Below are 26,798 nucleotides of genomic sequence, written 5' to 3'. Positions count from 1 at the left end.
TTAAAGGAGACAATGATAATGGCTAAAGAATTACGTTTTGGTGATGACGCTCGCCTACAAATGCTTGCTGGCGTTAATGCATTAGCAGATGCAGTTCAAGTTACTATGGGTCCACGTGGCCGTAATGTTGTATTGGAAAAATCTTACGGCGCTCCTACTGTAACCAAAGACGGTGTGTCTGTTGCCAAAGAAATTGAATTTGAGCATCGCTTCATGAACATGGGCGCTCAAATGGTTAAAGAAGTGGCCTCTAAAACTTCTGATACTGCTGGTGATGGCACTACTACTGCAACAGTATTGGCTCGTTCTATTCTTGTTGAAGGTCACAAAGCAGTTGCTGCCGGTATGAACCCAATGGATCTCAAACGCGGTATTGACAAGGCAGTATTAGCAGTTACCAAGAAATTACAAGCTATGTCTAAGCCATGCAAAGACAGCAAGGCTATCGCTCAAGTTGGAACTATTTCTGCTAATTCGGATGAAGCGATTGGTGCTATCATTGCTGAAGCAATGGAAAAAGTTGGTAAAGAGGGTGTTATTACCGTTGAAGATGGTAATGGATTGGAAAATGAGCTTTCTGTTGTTGAAGGTATGCAATTTGATCGCGGTTACATTTCTCCATACTTCATCAACAACCAGCAGAACATGAGCTGTGAACTTGAGCATCCATTCATTTTATTGGTTGACAAAAAAGTTTCCAGTATTCGTGAAATGTTATCCGTATTGGAAGGTGTTGCAAAATCTGGCCGTCCTTTATTGATCATCGCAGAAGATGTTGAAGGCGAAGCTTTAGCTACTCTGGTAGTTAACAACATGCGCGGTATTGTAAAAGTATGTGCTGTCAAAGCGCCTGGTTTTGGTGATCGTCGCAAAGCGATGCTGCAAGACATTGCTATTTTGACTAAGGGTCAAGTTATTTCTGAAGAAATTGGCAAGAGCCTGGAAGGTGCTAATCTGGAAGATCTTGGTAGTGCTAAGCGAATCGTTGTTACCAAAGAAAACACCACTATCATTGATGGTGAAGGTAAAGCAACTGAAATTAATGCTCGTATTACTCAAATTCGTGCACAAATGGAAGAAACCACTTCTGATTACGATAGAGAAAAATTACAAGAGCGCGTTGCTAAGTTAGCTGGTGGTGTTGCTGTTATCAAAGTTGGCGCTGCCACAGAAGTTGAAATGAAAGAGAAGAAAGCTCGTGTTGAAGATGCTCTTCATGCTACTCGCGCTGCAGTAGAAGAAGGTATCGTTGCCGGTGGTGGCGTTGCCTTGATTCGTGCTCAGAAAGCTCTTGATTCATTGAAAGGCGATAATGACGATCAAAATATGGGTATCAATATTTTACGTCGCGCTATTGAATCTCCAATGCGTCAGATTGTTACTAACGCGGGATATGAAGCTTCTGTTGTAGTAAACAAGGTAGCTGAGCACAAAGACAACTACGGTTTCAACGCTGCAACTGGCGAATACGGTGATATGGTTGAGATGGGTATTCTTGATCCAACCAAAGTAACCCGTATGGCTCTGCAAAATGCAGCTTCTGTAGCCAGTTTGATGTTGACTACTGAATGTATGGTTGCTGATCTGCCTAAGAAAGAAGAAGGTGTTGGTGCCGGCGATATGGGCGGCATGGGCGGAATGGGTGGCATGGGTGGAATGATGTAATTTTCTCCCGGTTATCCAATAAAAAACCCGCTGTAAAGGCGGGTTTTTTATTAATGTCTATTTTGTTCTTTGACTGTTTTGAACTATCTTTAATAACGTGAATAAATAACAAGGAAAGAATAATGAGTAAAGTAATTAAAAAGCTGGAAGTCGCTCTTGCTGATACTTATGCGTTGTACCTGAAAACACAAAATTACCATTGGCATGTTACCGGACCTCAATTTAAAGGTTTGCATGAATTATTTGAGATGCAATATAAAGAACTGGCGGAAGCAGTGGATCAAATTGCAGAGCGAATTCGAATCATGGGACATAAGGCTCCTGCTACCTTTATCGAGTTCAATCAATTGAAAATGATTAAAGATGGTGATTCCGGATTGAGTGCTAATGAGATGGTCATTGAGTTGGCAAAAGATAATATGATGATAGTAAAAGATTTGAATCAGGCAATTAAAATTGCCCAGGAAAATGAAGACGAAGGTACTGTGACTATTCTAAGCGATCGAGTTGCGGCTCATGAAAAAGCTCATTGGATGTTATCAGCTTCAAAGGAAAAGAAATAAAGTATTCATTTTATGTATCAGTTGATATGGAATCAGTGCCTATCTTCAAGTAATGGGATGTTTACAAAAGCTTCAAAAACCATAAATGGATTATTCCATCTGTCAATATGAAATAATATGTGTTTGTGAAACATCCCTATCAATTATGGTTACAAATTTTTTTGCAGAGTAATAATTCATCCTTGTATGAACGAGAGTGTAGTCGTAAAATGATCGATTAATTCATTTGGCAGCACCATTGGCTAAGGATTGCTTTGTGTTTCGATTTTTATTTCCAGTCAGTCTTTTTATAAGTTCCATTCTCTTATTCAGTATTCAACCCATGGTTGCAAAAGCAATACTTCCAATTTATGGAGGGACACCAGGTGTGTGGACTGTTTGTGTGCTTTTTTTTCAATTTATTCTGCTCATTGCATATGGCTACGTATGGCTTTTAAGTCAGATTAAGAAACCTGCTGTTTGGCGTTTGATCCATATGGTTTTGGTTGTTTTAAGTTTTACAGCACTTCCATTGCTGTTTCATCCTGCAACTAGGGATGGACAACCTGAATGGGTGATTCTTCATAATTTGTTAATTCAACTGGGTTTGCCTTTGTTAGTAATTGGTGCTTCTGCCCCTTTATTACAATTTGCCTATAGCCAGACAAAAAGCAAAGGGGCTTCAGACCCTTATTATTTGTACATATCCAGTAATCTTGGAAGCTTGAGTGCCTTGCTTTTTTATCCATGGGTTATCGAGCGATTTATTGGTTTGACTCATCAATTTTATTTATGGAACTTTGGATTTGCTATTTATTTGCTACTGTTGGTAACAGTCTTATTTTTTACAAAATACCAACCCTTAATATTAACTGAAAAAAAAGAGGTGGATTTTTTGCCTTGGCGAGAGATAGCCTATTGGATTTTTTTGAGTTTTGTCCCTTGCAGTTTGATGCTGGGAGTTACTTTATATATCACAACTGATGTTGCCGCAACTCCTCTATTTTGGGTTTTGCCTTTAGCGCTTTACCTTTTGTCATTTGTATTTACCTTCACAGCGACCCCCCTTATTTCACAAAAATGGATTTCTCGTAATTGCCTGTTTTTCCTGGTTTTTACAATTCTTGGATTCATTTTTGGGGTTAGCCAAATCAGAGTGTGGCAATTGGTGTTATTTAATCTGTTAAGTTTTTTTATTTTGGCTTTACTGTGTCATGGCCAGTTATTTGCGCGAAGACCCAAGCCACATAAACTCACTTTGTTTTATTTTTGTTTGTCTATCGGAGGAGTTTTAGCAGGGATTTTTAATGGAATTTTAGCGCCAAATTGGTTTAATTATGTTTATGAATACCCATTAGCCATTTTATTAAGTTTATTTGCTCTTCAGCTGCCGAAAACTAACCGAGGATGGTGGGTGCCATTAGTTGTTTTGGGTTTGCTGTCGCTTCATTATTTCATTCCTACCGTTCCTTGGTTTAAAAGCACTACCACTTTTCACATCCTTGCTATTTTGGCACTTGGAATTATTGTGATTTGGCATAGTAATAAAATCAATCTTGTACTATCCATGCTCATTTTATTTGTTTTCCTTTACTTTCCTCCGTTGCAAGACAAACAGATTTTACTCAAGGAAAGAAATTTTTACGGCGTCAAGCAAGTCTTCAAAAAGGATGACGTGCATGCATTAATAAGCCAGTCAACCCTCCATGGGATGCAGGTAATGAATGGGGAAAAAGCAAGTTATGGAAGAAGCTCCTATTATGGGGCCATAGCCCCAATAGTTGATATTTTGAAGAAGGAATTTCATCCGCTTTCTGCAACGATTATGGGGTTGGGTGCAGGAACACTACTGTGCCAATTTCGGGCAACTGATTCCATAAAGGTTATTGAGATTGATCAACAAGTAATTGATTTAGCTAAAAACAATAAATTATTCACATACATACGAGACTGTTCGCCTTCAGCTGAGATTATTAAACAGGATGGTCGATTGGCCTTGGTTAATATGCCAGATGCTTCACAGGATTTGTTAATTTTGGATGCGTTTAATTCAGATGCTATTCCTGTCCATCTGATGACACTTGAAGCTTTCACCTTATATAAGAAGAAAATTGTCGAAGATGGAGTTATTTTGGTTAATCTAAGTAACAGACATCTGCAAATGCTCCCGGTAATTAATGCAATTGGGCGAGCTTTGAATATGATAACTTTATTTTTAGCGCATAAGGGAGATAAGAAGTTGGGGCAATTTAATTCAGAGTGGGCTATGCTGACCTCAAATCAATCCTTGGCGTTTCAAGTGATGAAAGGAACAAACTGGAAATTTGTAGCAGATGATGATCAGTTTTTATGGACAGATGATTATTCTAATATTATCCCCTTGCTGAAATGGTAGGGTAAAAAGGTAATCTATCAAATTCAATTGTATCCTTGCTTTATCGTGGTGCGGGCTATCCATAGTAACTGTTCATGGGGTATGTAATTAAGGAATATTAAGTCCTCTGTCTTTCCCGCGAAGGCGGGAATCTATCCATATAGCTAGCACAAGGGTTTATTTTTAGTTAGCTTCCCGCCTTCGCGGGAAAGACAACTCAAATAAATAGGCTTATAAGCAGAAAAATTTGCATACCCCGTGTACGGTTACTATCCATATTACCAAGGGTAAGATAGAAAAGTAGCCGATAATGGCTATCGCTAAAGGGGTGTCCAATTGCTAATGCACCTTAGCTCAAATTTCAGCAAGGTTTCCTTTGGTTTCTAGCCAGAGTTTTCTGTCGGCGGCCCTTTTTTTGTTGAGCATCATATCCATAATGGCTTCCGTCTGCTCTTCATCATCAAGAGTAAGCTGTACCAGACGCCTTGTATTGGGATCCATTGTGGTTTCTCTAAGCTGAATGGGATTCATTTCACCTAATCCTTTGAATCGCTGTACATTCACTTTTGATTTTGTGGTTTGACTGAGATGTTGAACGATTCTATTTTTTTCTTCATCATCCAGGGCATAGTGAATCAGCTTACCTGCATCGATTCGATAGAGCGGGGGCATGGCTACAAAAACATGGCCTGCTTTAACCAGAGGTTTGAAGTGTCTTAAAAACAAAGCACATATTAGTGTGGCAATATGAGCTCCATCAGAATCTGCATCAGCGAGAATACAGATTTTTCCATAGCGAAGACCCTCGAGATCGCTGGAGCCAGGGTCTACGCCTATAGCAACAGATATATCATGAATTTCCTGGGATGCCAGAACTTGTGAAGAATCTACTTCCCATGAATTAAGTATTTTTCCACGTAAAGGTAAAATGGCTTGATAATCTTTATTGCGGGCTTGTTTGGCCGACCCTCCTGCCGAATCTCCTTCAACCAGGAATAGTTCCGCTTGACTTAAGTCCGTTTGCAAGCAGTCGGCTAATTTTCCAGGTAAAGCAGGCCCTTGGCTAACACGTTTGCGTGCCACTTGTTTGGCTTGCTTTAGCCGTTTCTGTGCGCGTTCTATTGCGAGAGCTGCTATGGCTTCACCCTGGTTGCGATGCTGATTCAACCAAATTGCAAAAGCGTCTTTTATGACATTACTGACTAGTCCTGAGGTTTGGCGTGAACTCAAGCGCTCTTTGGTTTGCCCCGCAAATTGCGGCTCTTTCATTTTGATTGATAAAACATACTGGCATGATTCCCATAGATCATCCGCTGTCAATTTTACTCCACGAGGAAGAAGGTTTCTCAGCTCACAAAATTCAGACATGGCTTCAAATAATCCCGAACGCAATCCATTGACGTGCGTGCCACCTTGTATTGTCGGGATTAAATTCACATAACTTTCATTTAAATTGCCATTGGCAGAGTCTGACCAGGCCAAAGCCCAATCAACGGTTGCTTCATCACTTTTGAATGCTCCGGCAAAAGGTTCTTCAGGCAAATAGTCTTCGGGCAAGGTTTGCCGTAAATAATCAGTTAAACCTTGCTCATAACACCAGTTCATTTCTTCATTAGTGATTTTATTGATAAAGGTCATGGACAAGCCACTACACAATACCGCTTTTGCTCTTAATACATGAGTTAGGTGTTTTACAGAAATTTTTGTAGTGTCAAAATATTTGCCATTAGGCCAAAAACGTATAACAGTCCCGGTCTCTCTTTTTTTTGTAACCCCGGTTTCATTTAATTCACATAATTTGTCGCCATTAGCAAAGGTCATTTGATAAATGATCCCATTGCGCTTTATGGTGACGTCAAGTCGTTCAGACAAGGCATTTACCACGGACACCCCAACGCCATGCAAGCCGCCAGAAAAGCTGTAATTTTTATCTGAAAACTTACCTCCGGCATGAAGTCTAGTCATAATGACCTCGACACCACTTAAGCCCAGTTGAGGATGTAAATCGACTGGCATACCTCGGCCATCATCCTCGACTTCAATAGAACCATCTTCATGTAAAGTAACAATAATACGGCTGGCAAATCCAGCGAGTACTTCATCGACGCTATTATCAATCACTTCCTGAGCCAAATGGTTGGGGCGTGTCGTGTCGGTATACATACCGGGACGTCGTTGAACAGGCTCAAGACCACTTAAGACTTCAATCGCTTCCGCAGTGTAGTTTTCTGACATGGGTATTCACTCAAATATTAATTGTGCTTATTCTATCATAAACATTCTTTTGCTCAGAGTGGTATGGTATTTTTATTGCTACTGTCACCCCTCTCTTGTTAGAGTGTAGTTATCATTATTTGTGGCAAATTCCATGCAAAACACCGCTAAAATTAATCAATTGTCAGTTGCTTTTAAAAGCCCTGATAAAACAGTTCTGGCTTTGGATAAATTGAGTTTTAGTCTAAATCCAGGAGAGACTTTGGTTTTACTGGGAGAGTCAGGATGTGGTAAATCATTAACTTCATTGGCTATGATGAGATTACTGCCCAGAGCTGGTGTCTATGGGATTGACAGCCAAATCAATATTCACGGTGAGGACATCTTAAATTTACCTGAGAAAATGATGAGGGAGTTAAGAGGGCGCAGGCTTGCGATGATTTTTCAAGAGCCGATGACTGCTTTAAATCCCGTATTAACGATTGGAGAGCAGATAGCTGAGGTTTTAAAAAGGCATCGGTGTTTGACAAAAGAGCAAATAAAAGAAAGAGTAATATTGTTATTGAATGAGGTAGAAATGCCTCAACCACAAATGAGAATTTATCAATACCCACATCAATTGTCTGGTGGTCAAAAGCAGAGGGTAGTTATTGCTATGGCGTTGGCTTGCGAGCCAGATATCCTTATTGCTGATGAACCTACTACGGCTTTGGATGTGACTATCCAGGCTCAAATATTGTCCTTACTAAAAAAAATACAAAAGAAACATCAGATGAGTCTGCTATTAATTACTCATGATCTGGGTGTGGCTAAAACCATGGCTGATAGAATTTGTGTGATGTATGCAGGGCAGGTAGTGGAACAGGCTTCAGTAAAAGATTTTTTTTCAAAAGTGAGGCATCCCTATGTCCAGCAACTTTTGACATCCCTACCTTCATTTGCAAAAAGAAATGAAAAACTGTCTATCATTGCAGGCACGGTACCTTCTTTGGAATCTATGCCTTCAGGGTGTCGTTTCCATACACGCTGTATTTATGCTTTTGAACGTTGTCACCATGAGGAGCCTCAATTACAAGAAGTTGAGCAGCGTATGTTGAGATGTCATTTGTATCCTGATATCAAAGAATTGCCATTACTGGATAAAAATAAAATAAGTTGGGTTCCTTCCGTTGAAAAAGAAGAGATTGTGTTCACTGTAGATGATTTATCAGTTCATTTTATACATAAGAAAGGCTTTTTGAGCCGTAAGAAAACCATTTTCAAAGCCGTTGATGGTTTATCGTTCAATCTCTCCAGAGGTAAAACATTAGCTTTGGTTGGAGAGTCGGGCTGTGGGAAAACAACTGCAAGCCGTGCTCTGTTGAGGTTATTGCCAGCGGCCGGGGGGAAAATCAGATATAAGGATAGTGATGTACTGTCTATGACAGGAAGCGCTTTAAGAAGATACAGAAAAAAAGTACAGATTATTTTTCAAGATCCTTTTTCTTCTATGAATCCACGCATGACAGTTGGAGAGATCATCGCAGAAGGGATGCATGCACAGGGAATGAAGCCTTCTTACATCAGGAAACAACAAAAACTCCTAATCGAACAAGTGAACTTACCAATTACCAGTCTGCATCGATACCCCCATCAGTTTTCCGGTGGACAAAGACAACGGATCTGCATTGCGAGAGCTTTGGCGACAGAACCCGATATTTTAATCTGTGATGAACCGACCAGTGCTCTTGATGTCTCTGTTCAAGCACAAATTCTTAATTTATTAAAGGAATTGCAACAGCAAAGAGGTATTTCCTATTTGTTTATAACCCATAACATGGGGGTCGTCTCTTATATCGCTGATGATGTATTAGTTATGAAAGACGGCTTGGCTGTTGAATATGGAGCGTGCGAGAAGGTACTTCGGCAACCAGAACACCCTTATACCAGGCAGCTGTTAAATGCTGTATTGGACATCGAGTAATATTTCAAATTTTCTTTTACATTTATCTGCTACATTTTATGCAGCTTATATATAATGAGGGCATTCTATTTTTCAGGGAATTCATGGCATGAAAATCACTCGAAATCAATTAAATTTCAAAAGTGTAAAGGAATTTGGTGGTTGTTTAACAAGAAATGATGAACAAATTGAATTCATTAACAAAGAGATCAAGCTTTTGAAGGAATTAATCGAGTTCAATATTCTGAAGGGAATCGATGAAAACAAATCAAAATCCTTATTTAATGCTGTGATTGAGGCAGTGGAAAAGGCTGACTTGGATGTCGAGCATGAACTGCTCATACAATTTATTCAATCCACATCAGAGATTATTTACTCCAAATCGACGGACCTTCCTGAGTTGGTTTCCTTATTAACGGTACTCATTAAATCAAGTAAGAAGTATGACAAATCAGAATTGACCAGATATTGCCGTCTTATCGATAAGCTTGAAAAAACGGATGAGAAAACCTTAGAACAATGGATAAAAATACTGACTATACTTGGAAGAAATGTTGAGAGTGTAAATGGTGATTTATTATTCAATGTTCAGTCTCGCCTTGAGATCCATAGTGTTTTACTAAAAGATATTTCTTCTTTATTTGATTATCCTCCTTATCCCAAATTAGACGCTTTTTCTGAGAAATTGCGTGAATACTCAAGAGAGTTAAAATTATATATTGATTCATTTGATAGAGATCCTGTCGGAGCCAGGGCGCCCAAAGTGAATCAAGAAGGTATTCTTGTTAAATCGAGAGAACAAATTCTTAATGAGCAATTTGACACAAGTCAAATTCAAGAGGTTATTGCCAAGATTGAAAGTTTGGTTGATGGATCGGGTTTATCGTGTAAAGGGCAATATGAATTGGCTCAACAAGTTGTATTTATCAATGCAATAGGCAGGGATTTTCCTCTAAAAATAGCGAGTGCAACGTATACTAATTTAACGCAATTAGGCAGGAATAAGTTGCAGGATTTGTCTGATTTTTTAATTATGGAGATGAGAAGACTCGATATTAGCAAAGAGGATAAACTGCGAACTCAACTGAAGTTACTCGCAGTGATGCGAGAGCAGTATTTTCGCAGTACCGGCATATTCTTTGATACTACACAAATGATTTCTCTTTTATTGTCTTTACATCATCAAGAACAAAATGTGTTAATGGGAGTCAGTCGTAATGAAAACCTGAGCGCTCCACCTGCAGCAATTCTTGCTGCCATGCAATGGGTGCTTGCTGATGGTGGTACCGTCGACGTGTGTTTTGCAAATCACGGATTAATAGCTCAGGATTATCTTGAGAAGGGTGATAGAGATTTCTTTACCTGTTTGGGTATACCTTCCTCTGTGGCAGAGGTGAATTCTGAGTCTGGTACTTACCGGGTTGGGGGTATTAATTACTCAACACTTTCTGATTTGACCTCCTACCGCTCGCACGCAGCGATAGAGGATGAGGAACTGTCTATGGATAGATGCGGCTATCCTGTCTCAAGCTACCTTATTCTTAATCATATTGATTTTTCTAATGTAGACGATAGAACTTTATCTCATTTTTCTTCACTATATGATTATTATAAAGGGAAGGGGCGTGTCGTCAGGATAACCGAAATAGAGGAAACCGTTGGTGAAGTGGTTGGGCAAATCAGCCGGTTTGATATGGATGCGGGGTATCGGGTTTTCCCTGCCAGGAAGAATTTGCAGGAAGAATTAAATACGCAAAGTTTGGCTGAAAGACGAAGAGAAGAAGCAGTTAAACAGTATTTCATACAATCTGTTTCTAATATTCAACAAGCGGTATTAAATCAATTGGAAGAATGGCAAGCATTTTTGCATTTAATTTACCCCAAGTCAGAATGGAGACAGCTGGATAATGAATTATTTGCGCAAAGAAATGAGTTGATTGATTCGCTAAAGAAGCAATGGACAAAGTGTTTGGAAGATTCTGATCCTAAAAAAATGTATCCAAACCCCTATGTCCGTAGGGATGTTTTTCAGCGCTTACAAACCAGAGAATTGGAAAAGGCAATTCAAGCCTATGAAAAATCTGTTTCCAGCATTTGGAACCTAAATCGAGATCAGTTGAAAGCAAAAACAGAAAATAGATTCTCCAGTGACTCAGTCAATGCATTGCGTTGTAAATATTTGGAAGAGGTCGATTTAAGTGAACAGATAAAGTGGAGTAAATTATCAGCTCGTTTAAAGAAAAAAGAAGCAACTCAGAAGAAAAAGCGCAGTCATCGTCACCTTGAGTCAGCAGTAGAAGTAACTGGTGCGATGTTAAGCTACCATGATGGTGATATAGAGCCCTATCGATTAGCTTTTGTGCACAGCCAACTGAAATTGTGGGCCAGGGATATTAGTAAAGCAATCAATAACTCCTCATTACCTATCAGTGTTAAACAAGGCCTAATAGAGAGAGTTCATAATGCGGATAACTTTCTTGCTTTGGAGTTGTTATTAATTGATTATGAAAGCAGATGGTTAGACAAAGAGAAATTGAGCGAAAAATTCCGCATGCAACCAATTATCAGTGATATGCTGAGAGTGTATCAGCAAGCAGGTTTTGAAGAACATAAAGAACTTAAGATTTTAAAAGAAACCTATCTGGATAGTACAGCTACACAAATCATTCATCATCTTGACAAGACATTGGCTTGGGCTAAGCCTGAAAACAGAGGACCTTGGTATTGGATTGAGCGGTCAGCAGTAAAAAAAGCGGCAAATGAAATATTGGTTTTGGCCAACGGAGTAAAACAAGCAAGAGATTCTTTATCCAAACAGGTTGCTATCAAAAAATTATATAGAGCCTTATGCAAACATCAAGCTCAATTGGAGGATGTTTGGATTTTTTCATTTGGTCATAAAAATACACGTGATTTGATTAATCAAACATTAAATACCATGGACAGTTTAACTGTTCTGGGTAGAGATGAGGGTGGGCTGGATATTAATTTTATTCAGGAGTGCAAAGAAGAAGCTCAATACTATTTGTTGGGGGAGAAATTCAGCTCTGTTTTAGAAGACTTTGAAAAAAATAACAGTCAGATCTTAAGTGCTCATTCTGAATGGCAAGAGGTTAAAAGGCAACTTCAGCAAAAGCAAAATGATAGTCGCAAGGTTTATACATTGAATGAAATGTATTATGTTCTTTGTAAAAAAATCAATGAATTATCCATTTCATATTCCCTATTGCGTGAGCCTCTAGTGCAATTACGAGGGATGATTCGTACTCTTTGGAATAGTTTTCAGGAAAAACACCAGGATATCATGGATGAATCGAAATATTTTGATTTTAAAGCGCGAAAAATTAAGGAGGAGCTGGAGGTAATAGAAGGATATTCTGTTTTTAACGTGAAAGTAAAAAAAGGATATACAGGATTTAATGAGTATGTTGAGTTAATTATTGAAGGAGAAGGGACATCCGCATTATTTGAAGGGTTTATGCAATATAAATCCAGGTTAACTGAATTAAAAGAGGCGTACCGTCAGTTAGAATTTTCTCTAAAGCAAAATAGATTAGAGTTGCTGAATCTGAATAGAATCCATGCCAAACACTTACCTTTTTTGAAAGATCGCATCAAGGGCAATCCCGAAGTAGAGTTATTTCCAGAGCAATGCCGAAGCAAGGCGAAGGAGATTTTAACACTAAAGGAGTGGATTAATGGCCAAATACCCGAAAACCTCAGTCAATTTCCTGAAAATATGCAAAATTATTTTCTTGACAGAAAGACGTTAAAAAGCATGGATAGAAATACGATGACCATGGAGCAAATCGATAAGATAAAGGATGAGCAGTTAAAAGCTGATCTTACAGAATTATATAATAAAATGCATAAGGTCGATGAAGAACAGTCCCAATCATGGTTTTCTACAGTGACTCGCAGGATTGTTGGTTTGATTCCTGGCATGTTTAGACAGGAAGAGACAGAGGATGATTGGAGGTATCAATTTAATGAATTACAAGGACGCTCAGATAGCATTTTGCAATCGTTGTTAACTAAAAAAATAATGACAAAATATGATGTGTTGGTTAATGAAATGGTTTTAATCCAAAGCAATCTGGCACAACAGATGGACTCTGGTAACAAAAAAATTCAATTTTTAAGCGATAAGATTCTTGAAGAAGAAAGGAAAACCAATGTGATTATCAAGCGTTTTGATAACCTCAATGATTTTTATGATTTTGAGGCTAAACTAAAACGTTTTAAAACCGCGCCTCCAATAGCCCCAGTAAATGAGGTTCAGATAGAATCTAAAAACAGGATACTTTCTTATGATGAAGAGGAGGAATTTTCCAATCCTGCAGCGGAGTTGCAGACGGATATTTTAATGCCGCCTCAAATGGTTTTTAATATTTAGCTTGAATGATAGATAAGATCAGTTGCCACCTCGGATCGTTCGGGCTGAGGAGATGCATAAGCATCGTCTCGAAGCCTTGACGCACAACATTAAATCACGTACAAGGCTTCGATGCGGCATAAATGCTTCCTCAGCCTTAACAAAGCTTGGATATCAACTGGTTCTTATATAATTCTTATCATAAGCCCAGGGTTATTGGCTTATCTTTAATGCGGTTCAGGTTAATTTTTAATCCAAACCGCATTGTTAAAATACAGATAATGCAGGAAGTGAGGAGTAGAAAATCTTATTTATTAATTAACTCAATAATAAAATTAAACACCTCATCCAGATTGATCAGTTGAGTTTCGCTTGAAGTTCGGGATTTGTACTCAATACAGCCTTGCTCCAGATTTCTCTCACTAACTACTAATCGGTGAGGAATCCCTATCAAGTCATTATCAGCAAATAATACACCTGCTCTTTCATTACGATCATCGAGTAATACATCAATGCCATGAGATTTGAGTTGCTGATATAGTGACTCTGCCTGTTCTTTAACGGCTTGTGATCTCGCGCCATTAAGAGGAATAATATTGACTTGGAAAGGTGCTAAAGCTTCAGGCCAGATGATTCCATGTTCGTCATGATGCTGCTCAATCGCGGCAGCGACTACACGAGTGATCCCTAATCCATAGCAGCCCATGATCATGGTTTGTAATTGTCCTTGCTCATTGATAACAGACGCATTCATGGCTTTGGCGTATTTATCACCCAATTGGAAAACGTGTCCTACCTCTATTCCACGACAGCAGTGAAGCGTTCCTCTTCCATCAGGGCTTGGATCACCTTCTTTAACGTTGCGTAAATCATAGGCACCATAGTATTTTGCATCGCGATCCCATGCCGCATTGATAAAGTGTTTATCTGTCTGATTGGCACCACAGACAAATGAAGGCATGGCCAACGCTTGATGATCAACAATGACAGGAATGTTTAATTTGACTGGTCCTATGGAGCCTAAGGGAGTTTTTAGCGTTTTTAAAATCAGTTCTTCATCAATAAAGGACAGGGGAGAGTGAACTAAGGGATGTTTGGTTGCTTTGACTTCATTGAGCTCATCGTCTCCTCTTAAGACCAGAGCCACCATAGGATGTTCCTTGCCTTTGACAATCAAGGTTTTGATGGTTTGATTACTGGCAATACTAAGGAAGCTGGCTACTTCATCGATTGTTTTTTGATTTGGAGTATCGACCAATGTGATTGTTTCATTGCATGATTGATTCGCTTTCGGTGGTCTTAAGCTGGTCGCTTGTTCAATATTTGCAGCATAGTCGCTGGCGTCACTATAAAAAATCAGATCTTCACCCGATTCAGCCAATACCTGAAACTCATGGGACGCCGAACCACCAATGGCTCCTGTATCGGCTTCAACTGCTCGATATTTGAGTCCCATTCTATCAAAAATCCTGCAATAGGCTTGATACATATCCTGATAGGTTTCTTGCAGGCTTTCAAGACTGAGGTGGAAGGAGTAAGCATCTTTCATAATAAACTCACGTGCTCGCATTACCCCAAACCGTGGTCTGATTTCATCGCGAAACTTGGTTTGTATTTGATAAAAATTGACTGGCAATTGTTTATACGATTGCAATTCATTACGCATGATATCGGTAATGACTTCTTCGTGGGTAGGCCCAAAGCAGTACTCTCTTTGATTACTGTCTTTCATGGTTAATAATTGACCACCAAAGGTTTCCCAACGTCCCGTCTCTTGCCATAATTCAGCGGGTTGTACTGATGGCATAAGCAGTTCCATGGCATGAGTTTTGTTCATTTCTTCCCGAACTATATTTTCAACTTTACGAAGCACTCTAAGGCCAAGTGGCATCCAGGTATAAAGTCCTGAGCCAAGCTTACGAATCATTCCTGATCTTAGCATTAATTGATGGGATGCTATTTCTGCATCGTTGGGAGTTTCTTTTTGAGTGACCAAAAACCATTGAGATGCGCGCATGTCTATTCCTGGATTTCTATAAATAATCAAGGTCGATATTATATACTTATCACCCTTCAATTTGCGATATGTTTAGTTTAGGTCCTTAGTTTCTCTGCCCTCCTGTTGCCTCAAAAGGCTATATTTGTCCACATTGTCCTATAATTATTAATAACTTGGTATTTTTAATTGGTAAAAACTATGACAAACCTACCTGGATTATATTTTTTTCAAGCCTATCCACGCGAAGAAATATGGAGATTATTTGTTGATGGACGCTTCTGGTCAAAAGAAAATGGGTGGAGAGGCTATGAGTCGAGAGAGCCAGGATGTCTTAACGCCGCTCTGGAGAGTTTATGTTCTATTGCATTACAAGTTGAGAAATCAGGAGAGGAATTTGAATTAAGCGTTGATTTAATAAAGAGGATACACAAGAAGTGTGGAAAAAAGGTGGAGGAATTACAGGAAAAAAATCCAGGTCAGATCAGAACACATGAACCTGTTTCATTTGGTATTCCAGCTGCCCGGGCCTCGATTAAAGGTATTGAAGAATTCCTGAACCTGGTATTTCTGACAGAAGGCGAAGCTGAATTTGGCCCAGGCAAAGTGGGTCCATTTAGCCCACGCTTTGATAAGAACTATTTTAAAAATCTGAATCCAGAACAAATACCTGATCTTGCCAAGCAAATCTATTTCGATATGTGCAAATATGGGCATAGTAATACCAATCACTTTTATCTTGCAGTAATGAAAAATGTGGATGTTTACCTGGAAAAAATTACCCAATCTTACAACCAGGAAATAAAAACCGCCGAAACGCTTGATGAAAAACTTAAAATTATCGTTAAGCATATTCGAATGTACGAAGTATTACACCCTTTTCGAGATGCCAATGGCCGTACCTTTGTCAATAATTTATTAAATATTCTTTTAATGCAACAAGGTTTACCTCCAGCGACGTTTTACGAACCTAATGTCTTTGATTTATATAGCGCTGAGGAATTAGTTGTTGTTGTGAAGGAAGCAATTTTTAATACAGTAGAAATTATTGAACAAAGTAAAAAAAAGACTCCCATTACTTTATATGGATATCATTCAAGCTTGGAAGAGCAAACCAAATTTCGGGATATGCTGGATAGTCCATCGTATGAAAAAATCAAACATATGGATTTTTTAGATTTAAACCCGGAAAAACTGCATCGGAAGACTCAAAAATGTTTATCATCATTAAATGAGCAATATCCATTACACAGAGGCGCAATCTATATTAGTGATCCCGGCGAGATAAAATTATTATTGTCAAATTGCAATGAATCCCAGATTAATCAACGTACAGAGCAAGGAGCACCGCCAATTTATGTAGGTAAAACTCCTGCTCATTTGGCTGTTATATCAGGGAATATAGCAATGATTGATGAACTTATTGCAAAAAAAGCGGATTTATCTGTTCAGGATTATGATGGCAAAACCGCTCTTCACCATGCTGCAGAGTGTGGAAATATGCAAATCATGGGAAAAATACTAAAAGTTGTGCTGAGCCAAGAGAATGCCATCAAGGTATTAAACATCAAGGATAATCATGGCAAAACAGCATTCCATTATGCCGCTGAATATGGAACTCCCGAGTTATTATCAGCCTTGACAACCACAGAGGTTATTCAGATCAATGAACCGGATAACAGCGGTTCTTCCGCAATCACTTTGGCCTATAAAAATCATAAATTGAAGATTTTCGATGAACTATTAAATTCCGGTGCTGATATCAGTGATGAGCTTTTGGAGGCGATATGGGCTCGGAAGGATAAAGAAACATTAGGTAAAATAATTGCTAAAAATGAGAAAATTCTTTTGAATAAAGAAGCCTTGAGGATAGCTATTTCTTTAGGAAGTGTCAGTCTGGTTAAAAAGTTCTTATGTACCGGGGTAGATATTGATATACCCTTAACCAAAGATCAAGCAACACCGCTAATGTTATCTATAAATTCCGGTAATCCCAAATTGGTCAGTTATTTATTGAAAAAGGGAGCTAATACGCATTTAACTGATACCAGCGGGAATACTGTCCTGCATTATGTTTTTTATTCGAAGGCTGAAAACAGGGAAGCTTTAGCGAATATTATAACTGAGAAAGATAAGAAATTAATTAATCAACCCAATGCTAATGGAAATCCACCTCTTTATTATGCCGTGGTAGTTAATGATTTGAAAATGGCAACAATTTTATTAGAGAAGGGAGCAAGGGTCGATTTCGAAGACAAACTTGGAAATAATATTTTACATAGTGCCATGAGAAGATATGATTTGCCAATTATATTGGATATTGTCAAGAAAAACGGTACCTTACTTCATAAAAGAAACTCTGAAAGAAGAAATCCTTTTCACCAAGCATTGCATGATATACATACGTTTCCATCCTCAAAAGAAAAAGAAGAACTATACTTTATGAATTTAAGTGATTTTCTTTTAAAAGAAGAAGTGGATTTAAATAAAAAAGATACTCAAGGAAAAACAATATTAGATATCGCTTTATCCAAGCAGTATTTTCACTTATGCGTCAAACTGATGAAGGCAGGCGCTCATACCAATATCTCTTCCCCGTCAAAATTTCTTAAAAACTCCGATGCCAATTCTATTTTGGAACGTCCTTTTAAATTTAAGAACGATTTAAAGAAAGAACTCAATCAAAATCCGCTAATTGCTATGGCACAAATTAATGATTTGTATGTCCAAATTAAAAATAATAGGATTAGAACTCCCACGGGTTATGCTCAGAAAGAAGGAGTATCTTTTTTTAAAGGAAAATCAAACGATGCCAGAGCGCATGATGACGTTTTATCTGTTTTAAAGGAACTCTACGATAGTAAACTCACAGAGATACTTGGTAATCTTCCTGGCGAAGGAGTAGAAGAAATCAAAAGAAGTCAGAAACTTTTTGATAATGAACTAAAATTATTAATTAAAAATCAGGAAATTTCGAGAAAAGTTGATAAAAAATCTATTCAGGAAGCAGTAGGCACATCTTTGAAAATAAAATGGTAATTTTTATCTGTTTTTATTCATTGGTTGTAAGAACTGCTATTTCAATTCATTTTTCTTATCTATTTCATCATCTAATAATTTCAGCTCAATTTTTTTATGAAATGCCTTGTATAATTTATTTTGATTTTCCCCAAACAATGTTTGGAAAACCCCAGTTTTGGGTTTTATCTCACTATCTAACATAGATACTAATAATTTAATATCATTTTTTTCCAGAGAAGATTCTTTAGATAAATAGGAACTCAGATCATTTAATCGTTCCTGATAACTCTTTTTACTATCTAAAACAGTCGAAATACGAATATAGTGAGTTAAGATACTTTGAGTTTTATCAAGGGTTTCTTTTTTAAAAGCTTGTTCAAAATGAACTTCAGAAATTTTGCACTCGATTTCAGATTGTACCGTTTCAAGTGACAGGCGATGAAATGCTTCTTCTAAATCAGCCTCAGATTTTATCCTTGCTTTAAATAGTGGCGCCAGGATTTGATGTTTCTCAGGGTAATTGATAAAACCTCGTATAAGCTCATCTAAATGATAGGGAATGCGCGTTACATTGATGGTTGAACAATCCCCGACGGTACGACTTTTTAAATCTTGCATTACCATCTCCAGCGGGATTTCAATATTTTCAAAATAAGTTATTCCATCACTCAAACCGTCTTCAAAGAGAATTGCTTTTAATGTCTGTGCTGTTTCCACATGGTCTGTCTTAATAAAATATTCCAGGACTTCATTAATGGTTTTGACAGATTTTTCATGGAAGTGTTGTTGTTCTATTTCATTAATTAATTTTATTAACGTTTTTCTACGCTCCAAACTGCGAGACATGGCGCGATGGGTAATGATACGAGCGATATCAAATGAAGAAGGGTAGGGAGCATCTGTCAATTCGTCAAATAGAGTTTTGAAATATTCTTTATCTACTCCTATATCTCGACGGTCTTTGGTTTGAGCAATCAAACTGGTTTTCAGCTCCCCCCAAACCCCATCAGTCATTGATATTACAATGTCTCCTTCTGCAAGTTTAAGTGTTTGTCTGACAAGCAGGGCGTCTTTATTTGCAGTTGTTGCCAGGGCTTGTAGGGATGGTGGAGTCCAGGTACCAAATCCGCGATATATATGGCGTGCTGATACCATATGCTTTATCTTAAAACATTTATCCAGGATAATAATTAGCCCATCACCAATATTTGCAAATTCACCTATGTACCCTTTTCCCGGATGACTTTGATAAATAAACGCAGCCATCGATGCTTCTGTATGCTGCAATGTTTTCTGTGCTGTTTGTTTTTTATCAGAGGCCTTTGGTTGGGTAATCAAGCTTAGAGTCGTATCTATATTTTGGTCGCAATTCAAAAAATTCTTGCAACTGGAATGAGATACTCTGTATATCTCATCGTCTTCTTCTTCATCGCCACTTCCACCACCCAGACCGTCAGTAATTGCGACTCTTGTCCCGTTAACAATGCCATTTGTATCAGTAGTCACTAACACGCCTGATGTATCGAGTATGGTATCGTGTTCGATATCATTCTCTTGGTGAGAAAGACTGGAACCGATAATAATGGAATGATTATGGCTTTGATTTACAGAGTAAAACCGCTCTGATAAAAAGCTTGATAAATTTTTTGTTTGGTCTTTTGCAACGGATTGTGAAAAAATAATTTTTTTCCCAGTGATAATTTTATTTCTCATATTGCAACTCGTAAAAAAAGCTTATTCTCATTAATAATATAGCGTAACTTCATACGCCAGTCTTAATGATGTGTAGAAAATCTTATGCCTGGCTTGAGAAATTTATTTCTTTCCGGTATTTATACAATTTCAAAAAAGTTTAACTTGCTTTGGCTTCTAAAAGAATGGTTTCAAATTTTTGAGCCAGGAGCTTATTTTCGTCTCCATCCAAAGTGGATAACTCTTCGGTATATGTTTTACAGCTCACTTTTCCGCTGCTTACATCATAAATAGCACCAACCATCCCTATCTCATTACTGTCTATCATAGTCCGTAAAATATCACTTTTTTTATAAATGTTCTGTAAGGTATTCGCAACATTTAATTCAGTGACATGATTTACAAAAGTTTGATTTTTTCCGTTACGCTCTGTTGTAGTATCTCTTTCTGCGTTAACTGCAGGCTTAATTTTTGAAAGCAATTGGGTGATATGACCCTTTTCAATACCATCACAGGCAGATTGAATAGCGCCGCATCGGGTGTGTCCCAGAACCATGATAAGTTTTGCACCAACTACGTTACAGGCGTATTCTATGCTGGCCAAAATATCGTCATTAATCACATTGCCTGCTATGCGGACACAAAAAAGATCACCGAAACTCATATCAAAGATGGTTTCTACAGGAACTCTTGAATCGATACAGGCCAAAACCACAGCAATTGGATGTTGTGTTTTTGCAGTGTATTTTATATCGATTTGGTTTGATCGATGAATCCTGTTATCGCTTAAAAAGCGCTGATTTCCCTCAAGCAGTATGTTTAATACTTGTGCGGGCGTCAGGTTGGTTTGAACATCATAGGTTGTAACCGTAATGAAATCGATGTAGTTATGAATTTTATAGTGTTCCTGAAATCCGGTGAAATTTACAGAAATTTGTTTACTGCCTGCCAACTCTTCTTTCAATTCATTAAATAAGTCCAGAATCTCTTTATCAATGTACTGAGAATGACGTGCATCGATAATCAGTTGAGAACGTCTGGGCAATGTATCCAATTCAGCGACCAATGCAGCTTTATTAAGAAAAGTCATTTGTTGGGGAAGTATCAAACGGTATGTTGAACCATTTGGATAAATTTCCTTAATGATATCAATACGAGCTTGGCTATTGGACTTTAATATATAAAAGAGACTGATAGCCAGGCCTATTAATATACCTGCAAGAAGATTGAAGGCAATAATACTGATCACGGTCACTATAAAAGGGATGAATCGATCGCTGCCTTGTGAAAATATATTGATATAGATGGCTGGTTTATTTAGTTTATAGCCAGTGTAAATTAAAATTGCGGCGAGAGAAGACAAAGGAATTTTATTCAATGCACCAGGTATTAACATCACAGCAAACAAGATGAAAAAACCATGGAGTACGGCTGAAAATTTGGTTTTTGAACCAGCATGGATATTAATAGATGTTCTGACAATGACTGATGTAACAGGAATACCCCCAACCAAACCTGATGTTATATTACCCAAGCCTTGAGCAACTAATTCCTGGTTAGTTGGGCTGTGCCTTCTTTTTTTATCCAATCGTTCTGAAGCTTTGAGATTAAGCAATGTTTCCAAAGAAGCAACGATACATATGACTAGCGCATAGAGATAGACTTTAGGATTAGTCCAGGCGGACCAGTCAGGGTACTCAAGATGGCTGAAAAATTGGAAAAAACCATTGGTATCTGGGATATTAACCAGTTGAGGCGAGTTTTGTCCCAGGCTGGAGTTTGTCCAGATGAAAAGCTCATTTAACAGTATTCCTGCCAGAACTACAAGGATAGGGGCTGGGATTTCCTTCAGAATTTTATTTTTGGTTATATCAAAATAAATTAAAATAGCCAATGAAAGAGTAGTAATGATGAGTGCGCCTTCATTAATGTGCTGCGACAAGGCTAACAAAGGGCTTACTGTAAACCCTTCTGTTGTTTCCAATAAATGTGTTTTAAGCTCATCAAAATCTGATGAGAGAGTGAATGCAAGTGGTAATTGCTTAATGATTAGCAAGATCCCGATTGAACACAGTAAGCCTTGAACTACGTTGGAAGGAACATAATCTGCAACAAATCCTGCTCTTAATGCACCTATTATCATTTGTAAAAGGCCTGCAATCGTAAGAGCCAATAAGAAGGTATTAAAATCACCAAGTTGAGAGATTGCCGCCAATACAACGGCTGCCATACCCGCAGCAGGTCCGCTGACACTAACCTGTGAGCCGCTAAATATACCCACAACAATACCGCCAATGATTCCACTTAAGATACCAGAAAAAAGAGGTGCGCCAGAAGCCAGGGCAATACCTAAGCATAAAGGAATCGCCACGAGGAAAACGACAATTGCAGCAACAAAATCAAATTTTAAATAACGTTTAGAGTAGATACGAAATAGACGCAGGTTAACTATATTTCTATCAATCATAATCTAAAAGTTCCTTTATTTTGAATTCAGTATCGGGTTAATGAAACAAAGTCACAGTTAATGTGATAACTTGAAAGCCTATTTTTATATATTTAATTCCATTTGTCAAAATAATAAGCTTATTTACGTGCCAATTATTTCATTATATTGCAAAAATGAAAAGAAATATTAGATAATAATTTTCATAAGTCAAATTTTTTCATCCTCAAGCTCAAATTCCTGTGCATTAAAAACCTCTTCACATTGGATTGACTGCGCGGTTTCAAGCCCATCTTCCAGATTTTTAAAATTCCAAAAATTTTGATCCATCAATTGACTTGGCTTCAAACTTTGCAGCGCATGAAGCATGTTACTGGGGACTTTGGGGTTTTCAATCGCAAGCTGATCAATGAGTGAGGCAACTTTTTTGCGCATTAGATTTTCTTGAGAACCACAAAGATTGCATGGGATAATTGGAAAAGCTTGTTCTGATGCAAACGTAATAATATCTTTTTCCTGTACATAGCACAGTGGCCGGATGACTATGTGCTTTTTATTATCACTTAATAATTTGGGTGGCATGGAACGTATATCGCCATTATATAGAATTGACATCATCAATGTACGAATAAGATCATCACGATGGTGACCTAATGCTATTTTATTAAATCCGTTTTCTTCAGCATATCTGTAGATGATTCCACGTCTCAAGCGAGAACACAAAGAACAGTAGGTTTTGCCTTCAGGAATTTTTTCCTTCACTATACTGTATGTGTCTCGGGTTAGTATTTCATGAGGAATGGATTTTTCAGCCAACCATTGACGCAAACAGGCATCATTCCACCCTGGCTGGGCTTGATCCAGAGTAAACGCAAAAATTTCAAATTTATTTCCTGATTTGATCCTGAGCTGATTAAGAATTGTTAATAGTGTGAATGAATCTTTTCCGCCAGACAGACATACCATGACTCTGTCACCACGCTGGATCATATTAAAATCAGCTATGGCTTTACCTGTATAATGGAGTAATTTTTTTTCAACTGAAGAAGGATTGGAAGACATAAAAAAACCTAAATTTGTTATTTGGAGGTTCTGTTATCTACGGGTGAAAATCCATTGACACGTGTAGTTGCTAACCATGAGTTAATCTGTTCGAGATCATTAACGTTTAATGTCCCTGCAAGGTATTTCAGCGTAAGTATGGAATTAATCAAATCGTATTGATCCCGTGCTAATTGTTCCTGTGCTTCAAACAATCTTTGTTGAGCATTGACCACATCTACCATGGTTCGAGTACCAACTTCAAATTGAGCTTCAGTACTTTGCAAAGAATTTTGCACGGAGATGACCGTTTGTCTGTCCGCCTTTACTTTGCTGATCCCATCAGTGATGGTATTGAAAGCAATGCGGCTGTTTACAATAACATCGCGATACGTTTGTTCCAGTTTTTCACTCGTAGACTGAAAGCTATATTGAGCTTGTCGGGTTTGAGCCTGGACCAAGCCGCCTTGAAAAACAGGAAAATTCATCGCGATTGCAATATTAGCCTGGGTTTGTTTTGACGGAATAAAAACAGTATTGCCGGATGCATTATTATGTACCTGGCTTGCGTTGCTCTGTAGTGAAAAAACTGGCCAGTTGCCCGCAGAGATCGCTTTTACATTGTCTTTTGCCACCTCAAGATTATATTTTGCAGCATATAATTTATAGTTTTGCTTAAGTCCGGTATCTATCCATTGATTAACGTCATTTGGCTCTGGCTTAACAAGAGGAATTTTGCTGTCTTTGAGTGGCGCGAGTGTTTCGTATACGTGATTAGTAAGTTTTCGTAAATTTTCACTCTGATTAATCTGATTATTGCGGGCAGCGATAACTGTTGCTATAGATTGATCATACGCTGCTTTTGCTTCATAGACAGAAGTGATGGCATCTAGGCCAACTTGAAAACGTTGAGTTGCTTGATCATATTGTCTTTTGTTCGCCCGTTTTTTTGCTTCGGCAAAGTCTAAAGTGTCTTTAGCAAACAAGACATCAAAATAGGCTTTGGCTGTTCTTAGAATTAAATTCTGTGCTGCATCATTGAAACTGGCTTGTGCCGCTTTAACAGACGCTTTGGCCTGGGCTACTTTGGCCCATGCCTGATAGTTGAACAGCGCTTGAGAAGCATTGACTTGCCACAAATAACTTCCATAGTATTGATTGGCACTGAACGCTCCGGCAACAGCATCCTGATAATTGCGGCCAGCTTGTGAACCAAGGCCGACTTGAGGGTAAAGAGCCGCACGAGCTTGAGGAATGGCTTCAGTGCTGGACATATAGGTATCATATGCCTCTTTAAAGATTGTATCGTTCTCCAAGGCTTGTTGATAGATATCCATTAGGTCTGTTGCAAACACATGGGTTGAAACACCTAACGTTAAAATCCAACAAAGCAGAGATTTTCTCATTCGAGTTTTCCCTAGAAAACAAATTCTTTCGGTTTCAACTGATCTACCAGAGGAGGTATATCCGTTTCAAAAAGCATGGATTCTGTCCAGATTCCATTATGATCCAACTGAAAAAGATAAGCTTGCATTACAGGGGATTTACCAAGGATTGCGAACAACTTGCCACCAGGTAAAATTTGTAGTTTATGGGTATCTGTCAGTTTTTCCATGGCACCAGTGAATACCATAACATCGTATGGCGCACTTTCCAACCATCCACGGCAAGCATCTCCGGTAATTAATTCGACATTAAGACAATTATGCTCTTCGAGTTTACGTTTTGCATTGGCAGTAAATTCAGAATAATAGTCAATACTGATAACTTTTTTACATAACTTACTGAGTAATGCAGTCATAAAACCGGTTCCTGTTCCCACTTCCAACACAGTTTCATGACCTTTAAGATCAAGGGATTGTAAAATTGTACCTTCTTCCAATGGAGTTAACATCCTTTGACCGTATGCCAAAGGAATTTGCATGTCTGAATAAGCAAAATGAGAAAAAGGTTCAGGAACAAACTCATGTCTTAAGAGCTCATCGTATAAGTCAAGGATGGAGTCGTTTAATACATCACCAGTTCGTAACTGTTGTTTGATCATATTTATGCGTGCACTGTGATTCATTTGCTCTACCGTCTTAATAATCATTGGATAGGTTAAAACTTTGGAGCAATTTTAGCAAGAATTCAGCTTATGTCTAAGCATTAATGTTTGAAAGTGAAATTTTCTTGATAATATCTCATGGTGAGAATGTTTAAAATTTGGTATTATTTACAAATTTATCCAGAAATACAGGAGATTATAGTGCTTGAGCGATTCATTAATTATTTACAAAATGAACTTGAAACACTCAAGGCAGACGGATTGTATAAATCAGAGCGAGTTATTTCCAGCCAACAGCAAGCTGATGTGAAGGTTAACGAAAGAGAAGTTATTAATCTTTGTGCAAATAACTACTTGGGTTTGGCCAATGATCCTGAATTAATGGCGGAGGGACAGGCTGCGTTATCCAAGTACGGATATGGCATGGCTTCTGTTCGTTTTATTTGTGGAACACAAACCCCCCATAAGCAACTGGAACAAAAAATTAGCCATTTTTTAAGTCAAGAAGATACTATATTGTATTCTTCCTGTTTTGATGCCAATACGGGATTATTTGAGACATTATTGACGGAAGAAGATGCCATTATCAGCGATGCCCTCAATCATGCGAGTATTATTGATGGAGTCAGGCTGTGTAAGGCCGCACGTTATCGATATGCCAATAATGATATGAAGGCCCTGGAAGAACAGTTAATTGCAGCAAAAAATGCGAGATTTCGTTTGATCGCAACAGATGGTGTTTTTTCAATGGACGGTACATTAGCTAACTTGCCAGCAATTTGTGAACTGGCCGACAAGTATGACGCCATGGTGATGGTTGATGATTCTCATGCTGTTGGTTTCATGGGTAAGACAGGTAGGGGAACACCAGAGCATTTTGGAGTTAGCGATAGAATCGATATCGTAACTGGTACTCTTGGTAAAGCTTTAGGGGGCGCATCAGGAGGGTATACTGCGTCAAATCAAGTTGTCATTGATTGGTTGCGCCAACGATCCAGGCCTTATCTGTTTTCCAATACATTGGCGCCCGTTATTGCTCATACTTCTTGTGTGGTGCTCGATAAATTGTCCACAAATAACTCCCTTGCTGAAAAACTAAAGCGCAATAGTCATTATTTCCGTGAAGGAATGACTCAGTTAGGTTTTGAGTTAATCCCGGGTGAACATCCTATTATTCCTGTCATGTTAGGAGATGCCAGTTTGGCCGGACGAATCGCTAATCGGTTGCTGGAGCTGGGTGTCTATGTTGTAGGGTTTTCATATCCAGTGGTACCCAAAGGTTTGGCTCGCATTCGTACCCAAATGTCTGCAGGGCTTGAATTGCATCATTTGGATAAAGCTTTGAAGGCGTTTGAAACGGTTGGTAAGGAATTCTCTGTAATCTAAAACTAAGTTACTCTACATTTCACAACCTGATATTTTTAGGATGAATTGCGAAGTGGT

At 38.3% G+C, this 26,798-nt stretch carries 13 protein-coding genes and 1 pseudogene; 7 read left to right on the top strand and 7 right to left on the bottom strand.

All coding sequences use genetic code 11. The annotated features are described in order from the left end of the window. The first annotated feature begins 18 nt into the window (after positions 1 to 18). The 3 genes from groL (at position 19) to OQI99_RS08485 (ending at position 4,602) form a co-directional block, all read left to right on the top strand. Positions 19 to 1,665: a chaperonin GroEL gene (groL, locus tag OQI99_RS08495; RefSeq protein WP_061513677.1), complete on the top strand. Its 1,647-nt coding sequence runs from the start codon at positions 19 to 21 to the stop codon at positions 1,663 to 1,665. A 122-nt stretch (positions 1,666 to 1,787) separates the two neighbouring features. Next, entirely contained in the window at positions 1,788 to 2,228 is a 441-nt protein-coding gene (locus OQI99_RS08490) for a Dps family protein (RefSeq protein ID WP_265731707.1), read from the top strand. A 256-nt stretch (positions 2,229 to 2,484) separates the two neighbouring features. Continuing rightward, positions 2,485 to 4,602, top strand: coding sequence for a fused MFS/spermidine synthase (locus OQI99_RS08485; protein ID WP_265731706.1), 2,118 nt, complete (start codon positions 2,485 to 2,487; stop codon positions 4,600 to 4,602). A 333-nt stretch (positions 4,603 to 4,935) separates the two neighbouring features. Here the strand turns inward: OQI99_RS08485 and parE are convergent, their stop codons facing one another. After that, positions 4,936 to 6,816 (bottom strand): DNA topoisomerase IV subunit B, encoded by a 1,881-nt coding sequence (gene parE / locus OQI99_RS08480; RefSeq protein ID WP_015444751.1) that lies wholly within the window; start codon positions 6,814 to 6,816, stop codon positions 4,936 to 4,938. A 133-nt stretch (positions 6,817 to 6,949) separates the two neighbouring features. Between parE and OQI99_RS08475 the strand changes: the two genes are divergently transcribed. Beyond that, the gene (locus OQI99_RS08475) at positions 6,950 to 8,758 is read left to right on the top strand and encodes a dipeptide ABC transporter ATP-binding protein (protein ID WP_265731705.1); all 1,809 of its coding nucleotides are present in this window, start codon (positions 6,950 to 6,952) and stop codon (positions 8,756 to 8,758) included. Positions 8,759 to 8,846: 88 nt separating this feature from the next. Beyond that, on the top strand, positions 8,847 to 13,133 hold the full coding sequence (locus OQI99_RS08470; RefSeq protein WP_265731704.1) for a hypothetical protein: 4,287 nt from the start codon (positions 8,847 to 8,849) through the stop codon (positions 13,131 to 13,133). Between the two features lie 286 nt (positions 13,134 to 13,419). Here OQI99_RS08470 and OQI99_RS08465 read toward each other — a convergent pair whose 3' ends face one another. Continuing rightward, positions 13,420 to 15,129 (bottom strand): proline--tRNA ligase, encoded by a 1,710-nt coding sequence (locus tag OQI99_RS08465; RefSeq protein ID WP_265731703.1) that lies wholly within the window; start codon positions 15,127 to 15,129, stop codon positions 13,420 to 13,422. Between the two features lie 168 nt (positions 15,130 to 15,297). On the opposite strand from OQI99_RS08465, the gene ankX reads away from it, so the two are divergent. After that, complete coding sequence (gene ankX, locus OQI99_RS08460; RefSeq protein ID WP_265731702.1) at positions 15,298 to 18,147, top strand: Dot/Icm T4SS effector AnkN/AnkX/LegA8; 2,850 nt, start codon at positions 15,298 to 15,300, stop codon at positions 18,145 to 18,147. 36 nt (positions 18,148 to 18,183) lie between these two features. Here ankX and lem3 read toward each other — a convergent pair. The 5 genes and pseudogenes from lem3 to OQI99_RS08435 form a co-directional block, all read right to left on the bottom strand. Further along, positions 18,184 to 19,895 (bottom strand): annotated as a pseudogene (lem3, locus tag OQI99_RS08455) (T4SS effector phosphocholine hydrolase Lem3). 86 nt (positions 19,896 to 19,981) lie between these two features. Next, entirely contained in the window at positions 19,982 to 22,288 is a 2,307-nt protein-coding gene (locus tag OQI99_RS08450) for a bifunctional SulP family inorganic anion transporter/carbonic anhydrase (protein ID WP_061513669.1), read from the bottom strand. A 189-nt stretch (positions 22,289 to 22,477) separates the two neighbouring features. Continuing rightward, positions 22,478 to 23,329: a tRNA 2-thiocytidine(32) synthetase TtcA gene (gene ttcA, locus OQI99_RS08445; protein ID WP_014841152.1), complete on the bottom strand. Its 852-nt coding sequence runs from the start codon at positions 23,327 to 23,329 to the stop codon at positions 22,478 to 22,480. Between the two features lie 17 nt (positions 23,330 to 23,346). After that, entirely contained in the window at positions 23,347 to 24,714 is a 1,368-nt protein-coding gene (locus tag OQI99_RS08440) for a TolC family outer membrane protein (protein WP_061513668.1), read from the bottom strand. 11 nt (positions 24,715 to 24,725) lie between these two features. Beyond that, positions 24,726 to 25,376 carry a protein-L-isoaspartate O-methyltransferase family protein gene (locus tag OQI99_RS08435; RefSeq protein WP_195911919.1) on the bottom strand — a complete coding sequence of 217 codons (651 nt, stop codon included), beginning with the start codon at positions 25,374 to 25,376 and terminating at the stop codon, positions 24,726 to 24,728. 180 nt (positions 25,377 to 25,556) lie between these two features. Here OQI99_RS08435 and OQI99_RS08430 point away from each other — a divergent pair, with 180 nt between their 5' ends. Further along, positions 25,557 to 26,741 (top strand): glycine C-acetyltransferase, encoded by a 1,185-nt coding sequence (locus OQI99_RS08430; protein ID WP_061513688.1) that lies wholly within the window; start codon positions 25,557 to 25,559, stop codon positions 26,739 to 26,741. The last annotated feature ends 57 nt before the right edge of the window (positions 26,742 to 26,798 follow it).

Source organism: Legionella sp. PATHC039, from assembly GCF_026191275.1.
Classification (GTDB): domain Bacteria; phylum Pseudomonadota; class Gammaproteobacteria; order Legionellales; family Legionellaceae; genus Legionella; species Legionella pneumophila.
This window is presented reverse-complemented; position numbering and strand designations above follow the sequence as displayed.